General features: G+C 59.8%; 13 protein-coding genes. 8 read left to right on the forward strand and 5 right to left on the reverse strand.

Going from position 1 to position 15170, the window contains the following annotated elements; all coding sequences use genetic code 11:
- Positions 1-3: 3 nt before the first annotated feature.
- From YU3_RS0122150 to msuE, 5 genes are all read right to left on the reverse strand, one after another.
- Positions 4-999 (reverse strand): ABC transporter substrate-binding protein, encoded by a 996-nt coding sequence (locus YU3_RS0122150; RefSeq protein WP_084508210.1) that lies wholly within the window; start codon positions 997-999, stop codon positions 4-6.
- Between the two features lie 53 nt (positions 1000-1052).
- Complete coding sequence (locus YU3_RS0122155; protein WP_027168296.1) at positions 1053-1901, reverse strand: ABC transporter permease; 849 nt, start codon at positions 1899-1901, stop codon at positions 1053-1055.
- A gap of 22 nt (positions 1902-1923) precedes the next feature.
- On the reverse strand, positions 1924-3282 hold the full coding sequence (locus YU3_RS0122160; RefSeq protein WP_027168297.1) for an LLM class flavin-dependent oxidoreductase: 1359 nt from the start codon (positions 3280-3282) through the stop codon (positions 1924-1926).
- A 60-nt stretch (positions 3283-3342) separates the two neighbouring features.
- Positions 3343-4275 carry a TauD/TfdA family dioxygenase gene (locus tag YU3_RS0122165; RefSeq protein WP_027168298.1) on the reverse strand — a complete coding sequence of 311 codons (933 nt, stop codon included), beginning with the start codon at positions 4273-4275 and terminating at the stop codon, positions 3343-3345.
- Positions 4276-4355: 80 nt separating this feature from the next.
- Positions 4356-4997 carry an FMN reductase gene (gene msuE / locus YU3_RS37130; RefSeq protein ID WP_051334032.1) on the reverse strand — a complete coding sequence of 214 codons (642 nt, stop codon included), beginning with the start codon at positions 4995-4997 and terminating at the stop codon, positions 4356-4358.
- Between the two features lie 927 nt (positions 4998-5924).
- Between msuE and YU3_RS38740 the strand changes: the two genes are divergently transcribed.
- The 8 genes from YU3_RS38740 (at position 5925) to YU3_RS37150 (ending at position 14766) form a co-directional block, all read left to right on the forward strand.
- Positions 5925-6671: a hypothetical protein gene (locus tag YU3_RS38740; RefSeq protein ID WP_051334033.1), complete on the forward strand. Its 747-nt coding sequence runs from the start codon at positions 5925-5927 to the stop codon at positions 6669-6671.
- A 44-nt stretch (positions 6672-6715) separates the two neighbouring features.
- The gene (locus YU3_RS0122185; RefSeq protein WP_051334034.1) at positions 6716-7297 is read left to right on the forward strand and encodes an RES family NAD+ phosphorylase; all 582 of its coding nucleotides are present in this window, start codon (positions 6716-6718) and stop codon (positions 7295-7297) included.
- A gap of 299 nt (positions 7298-7596) precedes the next feature.
- Positions 7597-8532 carry an SMP-30/gluconolactonase/LRE family protein gene (locus tag YU3_RS0122190; RefSeq protein ID WP_027168301.1) on the forward strand — a complete coding sequence of 312 codons (936 nt, stop codon included), beginning with the start codon at positions 7597-7599 and terminating at the stop codon, positions 8530-8532.
- Between the two features lie 1280 nt (positions 8533-9812).
- Positions 9813-10130 (forward strand): chorismate mutase, encoded by a 318-nt coding sequence (locus tag YU3_RS39520; RefSeq protein WP_027168302.1) that lies wholly within the window; start codon positions 9813-9815, stop codon positions 10128-10130.
- A 964-nt stretch (positions 10131-11094) separates the two neighbouring features.
- On the forward strand, positions 11095-12003 hold the full coding sequence (aepX, locus tag YU3_RS0122200; protein ID WP_051334043.1) for a phosphoenolpyruvate mutase: 909 nt from the start codon (positions 11095-11097) through the stop codon (positions 12001-12003).
- A 42-nt stretch (positions 12004-12045) separates the two neighbouring features.
- Positions 12046-13236: an aminotransferase class I/II-fold pyridoxal phosphate-dependent enzyme gene (locus YU3_RS0122205; RefSeq protein ID WP_027168304.1), complete on the forward strand. Its 1191-nt coding sequence runs from the start codon at positions 12046-12048 to the stop codon at positions 13234-13236.
- Between the two features lie 36 nt (positions 13237-13272).
- Positions 13273-14049: a phosphocholine cytidylyltransferase family protein gene (locus tag YU3_RS0122210; RefSeq protein WP_027168305.1), complete on the forward strand. Its 777-nt coding sequence runs from the start codon at positions 13273-13275 to the stop codon at positions 14047-14049.
- Between the two features lie 27 nt (positions 14050-14076).
- Entirely contained in the window at positions 14077-14766 is a 690-nt protein-coding gene (locus YU3_RS37150) for a CDP-alcohol phosphatidyltransferase family protein (protein WP_084508212.1), read from the forward strand.
- The last annotated feature ends 404 nt before the right edge of the window (positions 14767-15170 follow it).

Here is a 15170-nt window from a genome sequence, read left to right on the forward strand (position 1 = left end):
CCGTCAGTTCGAGCTCGCGACGTCCGGGTGGAACAGGATGTTCCGGGCGCTGAACTTCCCCTTGGGCAGGGCTCCGTCGCGCTCCAGCACGCCGGTCCAGAAATCGATGTCGCGATCCGTCGCGCGCGCGCCTTGGCGCAGGCCGAAGCCCGTCCAGTATTTTGCGAGATCGCCGTTCTCGCCACGCTCATTAAGGATCTTGGCCAAGACGGCACGCGCCTCATCGGGATGCTCGCGCGCCCAATCGGCGGCGCGCGCCGACTGTTCGATGAACTGTCGCGCGGCTTCGGGATGCGCCCCGACGAAATCGCGGCGCAGCACGGCAAAGCCGCCCGCTATGTCGCCGAGCACATCGGAATCGCCGAATATCGCACGCACGCCGCCGTTGGCGAGCAGGGCGCCCTTGAACGTCGCCTGCCAATAGCCGACGGCGGCTATGTCGACCTGATGGGAGCGCAAGGTCTGTTCGAGCTGCGGCCCTGGAACAACCACGAGCTTGGCGGCATTTTCGGCAAGCCCTGCGCCGTGCAGCGCCTCGCGCACGGTATAGTCGAGATGGGCGCCGAGCGTATTGACGGCGATCGTCTTGCCGGAAATGTCGGCAATCGAGTGCACCGGGCTGTCGTCCAGTACATAAAAAACGCTCTGAACCTGTTGGTTGATGCCATTGGTCGGATAGGCGGCCACGAAGTCGTTGCCGCTGGCGATCGAATTGATGACGGCTGAAGTCGCGGCCGAGCCGATATCCACGCTTCCCGAAGCAAGTGCGAACAGCGAGGCCGGGCCTCCTGGCGCGTAGCCGACGTTCTGGAGCTGGATGCGAGTGTTCTTGAAATAGCCGAGTGCCTCGGCAAGCTCATGGGGGGAGATGTTTCCCTGGCCGGCAAGATAGCGCAGCGTCACCGGATCAGTAGCCTGCGCGGAAGCCAAGCCAATCAGGGCAAACGAGAGACCGGCGGCAATGCCGCTGAGGCCGAGGTATTGGAAAAAAGCGTTCATGGTCGTTCCTCGCGGGTTGGCTTGATTGAGAAGCGGTGCGGTTCGGGGGACGTTCAGGTGGCGGCGCCGTTCCAGCGGCAGAGCCGTCGTTCGAGTAGGACGAGCGCGTAGTTGGATACGAGCCCGAGCCCGGCCAGGATAAAGATCGCGGCGAACATCAGCGGGATCTGGAAGTTGTATTGGGCATTCATCACTTGGAAGCCGATGCCGCTGTTGGCGCCGATCATCTCTGAGGCGATCAGAAGAAGCAGTGCCGTGGTCGCCGAGAGCCGAAGCCCCACGAAAATCGAAGGCACGGTTCCCGGCAGCACCACGCGGCGAAAGATGGTGAGCCTTGCGGCGCCATACACACGCGCCATCTCGATGAGCTTGGGATCAAGTTCCTTGACGCCGCTGATCGTGTTCAGGAGCAGCGGGAAGAGAGTGGCCCAGAAGATGACGAAAATCTTGGAGGCTTCACCAAGTCCCAGAAGCAGGATGAAGACGGGGTAGAGGGCAAGGGCCGAGGTCTGCCGGAAGAGCTGAAGGATTGGATCGAGAAGCCGCTCGACCGGCCGTATCTGGCCCATGAACAGGCCAAGGGGGATGGCGATGGCGACGGCCGCGACAAAGGCAAGACCGGCGCGTTGCAGGCTGATGGCGATATCACCGAACAAGGCGCCGCTGGAAAGGCCGTTCCACAGTGCGGCAAGGATCAGGTCTGGTGGCGGAAACACGGCCGGGTTCAGCCATCGCGCGCGGCTGGCTGCCTGCCAGAGGATAAGAAACCCGAGCAGCAGACCGTACCGCGAAAGGAACCAGATTAGCGCCTTTGCGCCCCGGCGCAGGACATCTGCGCCCGATCGCGAGCCGTCACTGTCGTGGCCGACAATGACCCCTCGCCCAATCGCCTCTAGGCTCATGACAACGTCCTCCTGTGGTGGATTACTCTGCGGCCAGCACGCTGGAACGGACGGCGCGGGTCGCGGTCCACGGGTTCACCGGCCGCCTAAGGCCGAGGTTTTCGCGCAAGGTCCTGCCTTCGTAAGCGGTGCGGAACAGGCCGCGTCGCTGCAGCTCCGGGATGACCAGGTCGACGAAATCGTCGAGCCCGCCGGGCAGCCAGGGCGGCAGGATGTTGAAGCCGTCGGCGGCCTCGCTGGTGAACCACTCTTCCAGTTGGTCAGCGACGTCCGTGGCGCTGCCGATCACCGTATGGTGGCCACGCGCTGTCGCGACCCATTGGTAGAGCTGGCGGATGTTAAACTTGTGCTCGTCGGCGATCTGGCGGATCAGCGCCTGACGGCTCTTCATGCCCTCGGTTTCCTCACTCGGCGGCAGCGGTCCGTCGAGCGGATAGCCTCTGATGTCGAGGGTCTGGCCGGCGAGGCCGTTGAGCAGGGCGACGCCATCCTCGGGCAGGATCAAATCGTTGAGCTGCTGGTACTTGGCCTGAGCCTCTTCCTTGGTGCGGCCGACGAAGGGCGCGACGCCCGGCATGATCAGCACCTGGTCGGGGTCGCGGCCAGCGGCAGCGACGCGCGTCTTGATGTCGCGATAGAATTCCTGCGCCGTCTCAAGCTTCTGATGGGCGGTGAAGATCACCTCGGCCGAATGCGCGGCAAGCCCACGGCCGTCCTCTGACTGGCCAGCCTGCACGACCACCGGGTGGCCCTGCACCGGGCGTGGCACGTTGAGCGGGCCCTTGACGCTGAAATGTGCGCCCTTGTGGTCGATGTCGTGCAGTTTATCCTTGTCGTAGAAGCGGCCCGACTGCTTGTCGCGGATGAAGGCGTCATCCTCCCAGCTGTCCCACAGCGCCTTGACCGTCTCGACATGCTCGTGCGCCCTTGCATAACGATCGGCGTGATCAGGCTGCTTGTCGCGGTTGAAATTCTTGGCGGTCTCGTCGCCGGCCGAGGTCACCACATTCCAGCCGGCCCGACCATTCGACAAGAGGTCGAGCGAGGCGAACTTGCGGGCCAGCGTATAGGGCTCCTCATAGGTGGTGGATGCCGTGGCGATGAAGCCGAGATGCGTGGTCAGTGGCGCCAGTGCCGCAAACAGCGTCACCGGCTCGAAGCCGGCGATCTTGGCGTTGCCGCCTTCTCGCGCGCCTAGGCCGACGGTCAGATTGTCGGCGAGGAAATAGGCGTCGAACAGGCCGCGCTCGGCGGTCAGCGCGAGCTGCTTGTGGAACTCGAAATTTGTCGCGCCGTCGGCCGGCGCGTCGGGATGACGCCAAGCGGCGATATGCTGTCCGCCGCCGGGCAGGAATGCGCCAAGTCTGATCTTTCTGGACATCTCGGTTCCTCTCATTGCTGACTTGAGGGATATGGCTGACTCGAGGAAAATGGGCTGGATTCAGGCCGCTTTCGCCGTCGCCGGTTTGGCTATCTTGGTCCTGGTGGCGCTACGACGTCCATCGATGCCAACTGGCACGTCGCCATCGACGGTCGCGCGGCGGACAACCCGATGGCGGTCTCCATAGTCGTTGACGGCGTAGTGCTGGGTGGCGCGGTTGTCCCAGATCGCCACGTCTCCGGCCCGCCAATGCCAGCGGACGGTGTTTTCGGGTGCCGTGACGTAGGATTGGAACAGCTCGTAAAGTTTTTGGGATTCGTTCTTGGAGAGGCCAACAAAGCGCTGCACGAAGTTGCCGAGAAGCAGGGTGCGTTCGCCAGTTTCGGGATGAACCCGCACGACCGGGTGCTCGGTTTCGTAGATCGTCGAGGTGAACACCTCTTCGAAATGCTTTTTCTCCGCATTGCTCGCTCGCGGTCGAACGGCGGCGTAGTCGTATGCATTGGAGTGCAGCGCCCAAAGATTGTCGGCGAGGAGTTTTAGCGCCGTCAGCAGGCTCTCATAGGCAGCGGTGGTGTTGGCCCAGATCGTGTCGCCACCCGCCGGCGGAATGACGACGCCGCGCAGAACCGAGAACTTTGGGTAGGCATCGACGAACGTGACGTCGGTGTGCCACTGGTCAGCTCGCCCGCCGCCGCGGCTCGAATCGAGTTCGAGGATCGAGGCCGTCCCGGCCACGGGACCTTGCGTTGGATGTGGCACCAGCTCGCCGAGCCGGCGAGCAAAGCGCTCCTGTTCGGCATCGTCGAGGTGGCCCTGGTCGCGGAAGAACACCACCTTGTGGCGCAGCAGGAGGTCGTTGATGCCGGCCACAACCGGGTGCGGCAGATCGCCGGAGAGGCGGACGTTGCGAATTTCCGCACCAACACGCATTGTAAGCGGGGCGACGTCGGTTTCCGGGATCGAAGCGTCAACGAGAACTGGCTTGGTCATGATGGTCTCCGTCGTTAAGTGAACTGCTGGATGGGAGAAATCTGAGGTTCTCCAGCCTTCGAGGGGGCGTGAACCATTCCTCACTCCAAGCTGGCGAGAGGAACTCGGCTCAAGGAGCGCCCATGCGCTTGGCTCGTCGCACCGTTCGCTCGGAGCACACTGGCCTGCATGGACAATTCATTTGGAATCCGCGGTTCGAGATAAGGCGCGAACTGTTCGATCGCGCGATCGAGTCGCTCTGCCAAGGCAGGGGAAATGGATGTCGGATCGGCAAAATCCCGCTCCGAGGCATAGATCCCGGTCGCAAGCGTTCGCGCCTCGAAGAAACCGAAGAGTGGCCGCAACTGATGCTCGATCACCAGCGCATGGCGATCGCCGCCGCCGGTCGCGGCGAGCAGGACTGGCTTGCCACTGAACGCAGTCGGCTCCAGCAGATCGATCAGGTGCTTGAAGAGCCCGGTGTAACTGCCTTTGTAGACCGGACTGGCGACAACCAATGCGTCGGCTTGAAGCAGGCGGTCAACGAGCCTCCTTGCGGTCTGATTGAGGTCGGAAAGACGGACTGCGGCGCCCAGATTAGGAATGAACTGGCCGATGTCTAGGACTTCGGAGGTCTTGTCATATCGGAGCGCGGTTCGCCTGACGATCTCTTCGACCAGAATGCGGGTGCGGGAGCGAGCGTTGTAGCTGCCGGAAAATCCGACAATTGCGGCGGTGGTCATGGTCCGGCCCTTCTCTGTTGAATGCGGGCTGCTTTCTCGAGACAGGATCAGACTAGGTAATTATACAAAATCTATAGAGAAAGATGATTTCATGTTTGAGTTCGGTCGGAAATTCTTTTTCTCGGTTTTTGTTGTGGTACGGTCATTGCGTTCCACGAGCGACAATACCGCCTGGCTCGGCACCGCCGCATTGGTAAACTCGACAGCGGCGTGATTAACAAGACTCTGGTTGCCGGCTTTGAGAAGGCGCCTGATGTCCGCGTCTAAGCTGGCGGTTGCTCCTATTTCATAGAATGGGCGAGGTTCACTCGCTGCTGATCCACGCGCACTGCTATGGGTTGTCCGACGAAACGCTGACGGTAACGACGGTGAAGGCCCCTCTCAGTCACAGAAATGGCAAATTGGCTACAAGGGATCAGGTGACTGGCCGGCTGCGCATCACGATGATGTCCGCACCGTATCGCGCATGGGGACGTTTGCAACTCGGTCGCAACGTGGAGATAGGGTCCTGAAGGCTTGCATTAAAAGTCGACGGCCGGCCCTCGTTGAAGGGCTGCGATGAATTGCACCGGTCAATGATTGCTGCTGAGCCTCGCGCAACTGTCCGACATTCGGCGTTGCGCGGCCGACAATGGATCGGTTTTTATAGCCTTTTTTAGAAACGGGCTCTCTACCAACGCAGATGGACTGATTGGAAAAAGGCCGCACACGTACACCAGCCCTCAACCGAAATGTGGAATGCACGGCAGACTTATTGAGTGCCTTGTGCCGTCGATCATACCCCGTGGCGTAAGCGCTCCGGTCCCCGCGGCCGGTCTAGTGAGGTTGCGCTGGAATGGTCATCGCCAGCCTCCTGTTGAAGAATGCCAGTACGTGATATAAGTAAGTTGCGTGGATCATCACTGATCTCACCTATTGGAGATTCCAATGCCGAATGCACTGTCGAACATGTTCAAGGAGGCCGACGTCGAACGGCTGATGGCGGACACGCTGATGGAAAGGCTGGGCCCGCATGGTGCGTCGGGACAGAAAGACATTGCTGGGAAGAAAGTACTCCGAAGCCGGAAGTTCAACACTGCTAAATTCAAGGCCATAGTGAGAAAGGCTGTGCGAGATGTCTTCGACGGCGTGGCGCATACCGGAAACCTGGATCCCGCTGCCATGCGGTTGCTCGAGCCACTTAGCGTGATCGTTGCCACAAAGAGAACCGAGCTGTCAGAGCGAAACATGGAACTCTTGGTGGAAGCCATGCTTCCCGCCAACGATCCGATGTCGGCAGTCCGCTCGAAGATCGAGGCTGACAATGCCCGGGCGCGCGTGAGCTTCGTGGAAAACATCCCTTGCTTCACGAGCGCCGACTTGGCTGAACTTGCGGGCCATAGCGCCCGCAACAAGAGCGCGACAGGATCAAGATGGAAGGTAGAGAAGAAGGTATTCTCCGTGCAGTTGGGGGGCCGCGAATTGTTTCCTGCCTTCCAGTTCAGGGAGGGCAAGCCTGACCCCGCGGTCGCGCAGGTGCTGCGGGCTCTGCCACAAATGAGTCGATGGCAGATCGCCTTCTGGTTCGTTTCGTCGAACCCGTGGTTAGACGGAAAAGTTCCTTCAGAAAATCTCGACCGGGTGGCCTTGATCGTCGATGCCGCGCGTAAGCTGGGGGAGGAAGCGGCGGATTGACCTTCGTCCCGGCCCCGCTCCCATCCCCGGATTGCAACGTCGTTATGCTTCCCGCCGGGACAGAGTTGCATCGTGTGCACTCCAAAGGCCGGCGTGCGCACGAGTTCAATCCTGGCTTCGGCTCCTCAAGGTTCGCTCCCTTCACGAGTGCGGGCCAACAGGTTCCCACAATGTATGCCGCGACTGCTTTCGGATGCGCCGCCTATGAGTCGGTTTTCCACGATATCGACCCTTCCGCAGCCTTCAAGACCGTCCCAATGAGCAAGGTCGGGGAACTCACTGGCTCGCGCATCGCGATCGACCGCGACTTGAAGCTGGCGCGCCTCTTCGAACCCGATCTCAACAAATGGGGCATCACGCGCCAGTCTTTGATCGATACCCCGCCCTCGTCATACCTCTCGACCAGGGCCTGGGCACAAGCGATCCACGATGCCGATCCGGCGCTTGACGGCATGATTTGGACATCGCGACGCTTCGACGAGGAAAAATGCCTGATTTTATTCGGGACACGCGTCGATGAGGCCTCAATCGACGTCCTTAGTTCTGATGATTTCGCCAGCGCGCCAGATCTGCTCGATCGCCTCGTTGAACTCGGACGGCTTTCGGGCATCGTGCTGACTCTGTAATGGGGTTAGATGTGACGGGCCCTCTCGCGCCGGCGACTGAAGATCTTTGGTTGAGATGGTCGATCAGTGCGCCACAGATCGATGCGTGGTCGCAAGGATCGCCGCTTGTTCGTCGTCGAGTGGTGTCCGCGGTTCCATCGGACCACATAGGAGGAGCGTCCTGGCAAGGAAGCCTTCGGGTGTTGGACCTTGGATCAGGCTGCAGTAAACGAGTGGCGGAAGGGTTCGTTCGTCTCAAAATGATGTCCGCTGCCACACGGACAGATGAAGCTTTGGTGCCGCGAATTCGGAATGACAGCATGAATGACTACGAGATCCTGGACGACCGTTTCGGCAAGCTGATCATCGGACACGCCAAGCTCGAACGGCTATGGACCGGGAGCCGCTGGGCGGAAGGTCCCGTCTACGTTCCCTCGGCAAAGCATTTGCTGTGGTCGGACATCCCTAACGACCGATTGCTGCGCTACGACGAAACCGACGGTTCGGTCGGTGTCTTCGAGACGCCGTGTAACAACCACAATGGCCACGCGCTCGATCGTGAAGGTCGCGTCGTCGCCTGTGAGCATGGCGGGCGCCGCATCTCCCGGCTCGAGCATGACGGGGGCTGGCAGGCCCTTGTCGAAAACATTGGTGGCAAGCGGTTCAACTCACCCAACGATGTGGTGGTCAAGTCCGACGGCACGGTCTGGTTTAGCGACCCGACCTACGGCATCGAAAGCCATTATGAGGGCAAGATCGCCAGGTCGGAGGTCGACGGCTCCCACGTGTACCGGTTCGACGAAGCCTCCGGTGAGGTGAGCACTATCATCACTGACAGGGTGCAGCCGAACGGCCTCGCCTTCTCACCAGACGAGACAATCCTCTATGTCTCGGACACCGGCGCCAGCCATGTGCCGGGCCTGCCGTGCGCGATCCATGCGTATGAACTCGCCGATAGTGGCTCCTCGGTGCGGGCGCGCGGCGTCTTTGCCGAATGCGCGGCCGGCATGTTCGATGGTTTTCGTGTCGATCGCGACGGCAACATCTGGGCATCGAGCGCGGATTCAGTGCGGGTTTACGCGCCCGACGGGGCACTGATCGGCCGAGTGCTGGTTCCTGAGCTCGTCTCGAATGTTTGTTTCGGCGGTCCCAAGCGCAACCGCCTCTACATCACCGCGCAGACCTCGCTGTACGCCATCTACGTCAATGCCCATCCGGCCGGTTCCGGCCCGGTGGCTGGCGATATCAGCCGATGATGGGATTCCGACGACCCGACTGCAAAGTTCCAAAATAGCTTGAGATTTCGGGATGAACCTGACCTCGACTGAGGTGAGGGATCTACTGCGCCTGGACGACACCCAGCTGGTAGTCGCGTATCTTCTGGATGGCTTCTCATTGGAGTCGCGGACTGGTCGGAAAAGCGCCGCTCCAGCTCATCAATCGTGACGAATGACGGGAGCCCAGAACAGCCCAACGAAAGCGGGATAGTCGTGCAGCCGAACAAGCCGGCGACCATGGATTGAGATCATTAAATAACCGGTCTTGTTGAACGCTCCTCCCGACGCTGCTGGCAAGCGGGCCGCCTTCCTGCTACAGTTGGAGCGCCCCTGGTTGAAGGGAGCACAGGTGTACTGCGTCGTGCCGCTGCCGTCCGTCATGGAGACAACGCGCGGAAAAACCGCCGTAAGTGAACCCGACGCCGGGCGAGGCGTGAACCGCGTTCAGGCATCTAATTGCTTTCGGGGCTGTTGTCTTGGGCATAGCTAAACTGCTTGGTCTGACGTGCGACTGGGAGGCATGATGCCCCTACCGGCAGGCGACGAAGGGGCTTGCCGCGTTTCTGGCGATTGAAGCGACCGAGTGCGCAAACGTGCGATCAGAGTCAGGGAGAGGCTCGATGACCGAATCGCACAAGAATAACGGTGGGCGATGTCTTAGGCAGAGGATCGCCAGCTCGAAATTCCAGCTCCCGGCGATAGGCGCAATGAAATTCGTCATTAGCATCGATACGGGCTCATGTTCGCAGCGCCGATCCAATTCGGCATGAAATTTCGAGCCCGTCGTGGCCTGATGTGGCCGCGGCGGTCGGGGCCGATACCGGTGGCCGGTATTTCATTACAGGTAGCACCGACCAGACCTCATTTCGGAACCGCGCCCTTTCATGACCTAGAGACAAAGGCTATTGCGGCCCTCTCGCTGATAGCCGTGAGTGCCTTCGGTTTGGACAATGGATGAAGAGTCCCCCCGCTAATCGCAGCGGCTGCGCACACAAGTTGTGCAGCCTCAAACCCGCCTCCGGAAGCTCGCGCGCAGACATATTCCGATTGCGCGTTCCGACAGGATATGGACAGATTGCGAGGGTATCGTCACCGACAATAGACGTTGCGCCTGGCTGAACACGCGGGATCGAGCTAGTGCCGCAGCGGACGTTCGTCATTGCCAGAATCCGGCGGCGATGGCGGTGGGAAATCTGCTGAAAGCCCGAGTTCTCGCGCAGGGTTATCCATGGCTTTTTGCTGTCAGCTCAGGAGAATGGATGAAGAAAGATCTTAAGCAGGAAGTTCGCTTGGCAGAGCATCGGAACACAATCGACAATATCGATGCCGCGATCATCCACATGCTCGCTGAGCGATTTCGCTGTACGGAGGAGGTCGGCTTCCTCAAAGCCCAATATGGATACTTGCCCCAAGACAAGACGCGTGAGACCGCGCAGACCACGCGTTTGCGGGACCTCGCTCTTAGCGCAGGTCTCGACCCAGAGCTGGCCGAAGCTTATCTCAGATTTGTTGTTGCCCATTCAGTCAGTCGACATGAGGCAATAGCAAATCTGGTAGCGCACGTTGTAAAGCGGTGACTTTTGGACCGGTCTGTTTCATGCTTGTTGCAAGGGATGCCTGCGCGAAGGCTTGGCCTTTCTCGTCGGACGACGCCTTCATGGCTTCTTTGGGACAAAGGAGTTGCAGATAGGCGACGAGCGCCATACCACCTTTTGGCTGTTTTCTCGTCGCCTCATTAAACAGGACGTGCGCACCTTTTGTTATCCATCGGCTCTCCAGAGGACAGGGCAAGGTCGGGATCGAGCGTGCCAGCTAAACGCCCCCAGGTTGCCCATCCGCGCAGGCGCCCTGGCAAGAACGCGTCGCTGGAAGGCTTCGGGTGTTGGACCTTGGATTAGGCTGCAGCACGAGGCGGCGGAAGGGTCCGTTTCGTCTTCCACAGGGCATGACGAATGGCGGCAGACTTGCCATCGTATCTCGCGAGGGCATCAGTATTGAAGGCGTCGAAACGGCCGCAGTTCAGGTCGAGCATCTGACCGAGACCCAGGCGACATCTCGGCTTCCCGGAGAACTGTCCGGAACGCATCATGCAGGATGACGCACGGAAATCGTGCAGGTCGATGATCTCGAGCGTCCGGACGGACGTTTTGTCAGTTCGGCCGTTTCCTAGATACGCATTCTGTCGACTTTGTGGGGTCCGTGACACATCCTTTGTTTTTAGCAGCTCTTTTTTTCCCCGGCTAAATAGCTGAGAGGCAATCACAAAGTCCGTTCTTCAGCTCGACCAGCCAAATTGGCACGAGTTTTGTTCCCTTCGTTGGATGGCGGCAGCAACTATCGACCGGCATTGATGGCGCGGTTAGCAGCGACGGATGAAACAAAGGAACCAAACGACATGTCAGATCTGCATCAGATGGCACTCGAATGGGCAGGCGGAGTCGGCAAGTCCACCACCTCCCAAAGTGCGCTCGCACCTGGCGAGGCCATCGGACATGATGTTGTTAAGGACGCATGACAATGAACAAGGCGATTTCATTTCCGATGAGCGCCGAAGTCTTGCCGGTGACGACATCATCGACGACCCTTCGCGAGCTCATTATTTCCAATGATCTGACATTTTTAATGGAAGCGCATGACGGCCTTTCGGCCGCTATCGCCTCGCGGGCAGGCTTCAAGGCACTTTGGGCGTCAGGTCTTTCGATCTCCTCTGCGCTCGGCTACCGCGATGCCAATGAGGCAAGCTGGACGCAAGTCGGCGATGTCGTCGAGCGAATAGTCGAAGCCACGAACGTTCCCGTCCTCGTAGACGGCGACGGCGGCTTCGGCAACTTCAACAATGCCCGCATCATCGCGAGGAAGTTGAAGCAGCGTGGAGCCTCCGGCATCTGCCTGGAGGACAAGGGTTTCCCGAAAATGAACTCGTTCGTTGGCGACAAGCAGCCGCTGGCTGATATCGACGAATTCGCCGGTCGCCTTAAGGCAGTCAAGGACACCACCGGTCCCGATTTCGTCTTGGTCGCCCGCATTGAAGCCTTGATCGCTGGCCGCGGTCTCGATGAGGCGCTGGTGCGGGCGCACGCATATGCGAGAGCCGGCGCCGACGCGATCCTTATCCATTCCCGTAAGGGCGTTCCGGACGAAATCCTCGCTTTCACCAAAGAATGGAAAAACAAGCTGCCGGTCATGATCGTACCGACCAAATACTACCGCACGCCCGTGGCCGACTACCGGGCGGCCGGCATTTCCACGGTCATCTGGGCCAACCATAACATGCGCGCCGCGATCTCAGCGATGCGCCAGGTGTGCGCCCGCATCATGCAGGAAGAGAGCATCGCCGGTATCGAAGACGAAATCGCAACGCTCGATGAGCTGTTCGAGCTGATGAATTACGGCGAACTCTTAGCGGCAGAAGAGAAATACCTTCCGCGGGCCGAGAACGGCAAGGGATAGTAGCGGCAAACGGTCTCTCGAAATAGTTGGATGGAGACGCGCATGCTGGCGCAACGGACACACTTGTTCAAATCGTCGGGAACCGCAGCCGCCCGCGCCGCAGCGAAAGCCGCTGCCGATGCAGGGATGGAGATTGTTGATCTCACAGCCGGCGAGATCTGGAGCGATCTGGCACCGACCATCCGAGATGGAGCGATTGAGGCCATTCGACAAGGGCTGAACCGCTATACCGACACGATCGGTTTGATGGGGTTGCGCGAAGCGCTGGCGCGGAAGGTATCAGCCGAGACCGGGCAGACCTGGCCGGCCGAAGAGATCGCTGTGACGAGTGGCGCCAAGCAGGCTCTCTTCAATGTGGCCATGACGCTGATCAATCCCGGCGACCAGGTCATCATTCCCGCACCCTACTGGACGACATTCCCGGCGCAGATCCAGATCGCCGGCGGCACGCCTGTCCATATCGACACGCGAGAAAACGGCTATGTCCCACGGATCGACGATATCCAACGCGTCATCACGCCGCTCACCCGGGCCATCGTCGTCAACACGCCCGGCAACCCCAGCGGGGCCGTCTGTGACGCAGAGACCCTTATGGGCATCGGTCGGTTGGCGGTGGAGCGGGACCTTTGGATCATCTTCGATGAATGCTACGAGCCCTTCACCTATGATTGTCATCGGCATCATCCGCTCGTGTCGCTGGTCCCGGAGGTTCGGGCCCGGACGGTGATCGTCAATTCCTTTTCCAAGAGCCTGGCCCTCACCGGCTGGCGCGTCGGGTACCTCGCGGCGCCGAAGGAACTGATCTTGGCTGTCAGGGCGCTGCAGTCGCACACGACATCGAACCCGAATGTCATCGCCCAGCACGCTGTGTTGCACCACCTCCTTGAGGGCGACGGCGCCTTTGAAGCCCAGCTCAGGGAGCAACTGACGGCGGCGCGGCAAGCGGGGCTTGCTGCCCTCTCCCAACTGCGGTGCGTGCCGATACCTGAGGCACAGGGTGGATTTTATTTCTACCTCGATCTCTCCGGCGTTTTGCGGCCGACACTCGAGAACGGTCATGCCGAGACGTCCGACGACATCGTATCCGTACTCCTATCACAGGCCGGCGTAGCCGGAGTGTCGGGCACGGCATTCGGCGATCCCAACGGCCTCCGGTTCTCATATGGAATTCCGCCGGAGCTACTCCAGGCGGGGCTCGAACGGGTAGTCCGGGTTCTTAATGCCTGGAACTGAAGAACTCGTCGCATCAACCACAGAGGATCGAGACCCATGACTGCAATTGCTCCGAGAAAGGCGGTCATTCTTGCCGCCGGGTTTGGCTCGCGTCTACGTCCGCTCACCGATTTGCGGCCGAAGCCGCTGGTTGAAGTCAATACCACGCCCATCTTGCACAACGCATTGCAGAACCTCGAGGCTGTCGGCGTGCGGGAGGTAACGATCGTCGTCGGTTATCGAAAAGACGCGATCCGATATTCCTGCGGGCGGCGCTTCGGCGATCTCGACATCGATTATGTTGAATCCGACGTCTTCGATCGGACGGGCAGCGCCTACTCGCTGTGGCTGGCGCGCGATGCGCTTTTGGCGGGGGATATTTATCTGCTCGAAGGCGACGTGTTTTTCGAACCAGATGCGCTCCGCTCCCTGACACTGAGCAATGCGGACAATGTCGCGGCCGTCGCTCCGTTCAGCACAGTTATGGAAGGTTCCGCGGTTGTCCTGACGAACAATGGCTATATTGCCGAGATACGGATGAAGCAGACGGCAGCGAATCTCAACGATGGTTCGCCCGTTCTCTTCAAAATGATGAACCTGATCCGCTTTTCCGGGGAAGATCTGCGCCGGACGATCGTTCCGTATCTCAACGCCGTCATCGCCACCGGCGCCGTCAAATCATACATCGAAGAAATCCTCTCGAACCTCGTGCGGCAAGAAGGGCTGCAGATCGCGGCTGCCAGATGTGACGGTCTCAAATGGTACGAAATCGATAACGAAGCGGATCTGCGCATCGCGGAAGCGATGTTCATCACCGCCCGCGACATGGCGTAATAGCAGCTCGCGCTGGGAGGATGGACAATGCTCCGCTATCTTGCTGATCTTGCAAACGCAATCACCACAGCCGGTTTGTTGTGCTCGTCGGTGTCATTGTATCTCGCGCTGAAGGGCCAGGTTGAGTTGGCAGTCGCGGTAGCGTTGTGGGCTGTCCTTGCGGACCACTTGGACGGAGTCGTGGCCGGTCGCGCGCCGAACCGGCATCCGGATACGGCGAAGGTGGGCAAGAGCCTCGATAGCTTTGCCGACATCATCTATGGAGCGGTTCTTCCCGCCGTATTTGTCCTGCAACTGAGCAGTGTCTCGTTACTGTCCCTGTTCACCTCAACCTCACTTCTTCTCGCTGGTGCGATCCGGTTGAGCTATTTCGCGAACTTCGGCAAATCTGAAGACGGGCGCTTCACCGGGGTGCCGCTGTCCTACGACATTCCGTTGTTGGCGGCCCTCGTTCTCGCCCAGCCCTTATTTCACCCAGTGCTATTTGTCTCAATCGTCAATGTGGTGTTCATCCTTCTGAGCATTGCCCATCTCGCTTCGGTGCGCGTTCCGTCGCCCAATCGGGCGATGTACGTAGCAATAACGGTTTCCGCGATCTTTGCCTCGGCCATCCTCCTGCAGAGGGGGTATATTCATGACTTTGCCAGCACGGTCACAAAAAACCGAATATGCCCCGATGTCACAAGCCGGGCGACAATACCGCTCATTCGGCGTTGAGCCATCATCAACCTGCGCAGGGGGGTGCGGACAAACTGCGGCCCGAGTAATCCCGCTCCCGGGGTGATTGACGCAATGAATGCCGCTGCGGGGGCACTCGTCGACCTCGACGAACTGCCAATGCCATGGGGTGGTACCTTAGTCTAGCGAGCGATGGACCGCGATGTGGGTACCCGCACATCGCCGCTCGCACATCAGGCGGTGCAAAGAAAGTGACGAGTTGGTAGTAGTACGTGCGTCGCAATGAAAGAGGATTATGAAAAGCAAAGCTTTACGAGGCGAACTATCGTACGCTGAAGGCAATAAGTGCCGATCGACTACGTGCGCGTGAGTAAAGGCGACGTGCAACCGCGATCAGAGAACCCACGTGGTCTGAAAGCCGTCGCTTAAGCGAACAGCTGGCT

Origin of the sequence: Mesorhizobium sp. WSM3224 (assembly GCF_000427725.1) — a bacterium.
Classification (GTDB): domain Bacteria; phylum Pseudomonadota; class Alphaproteobacteria; order Rhizobiales; family Rhizobiaceae; genus Mesorhizobium.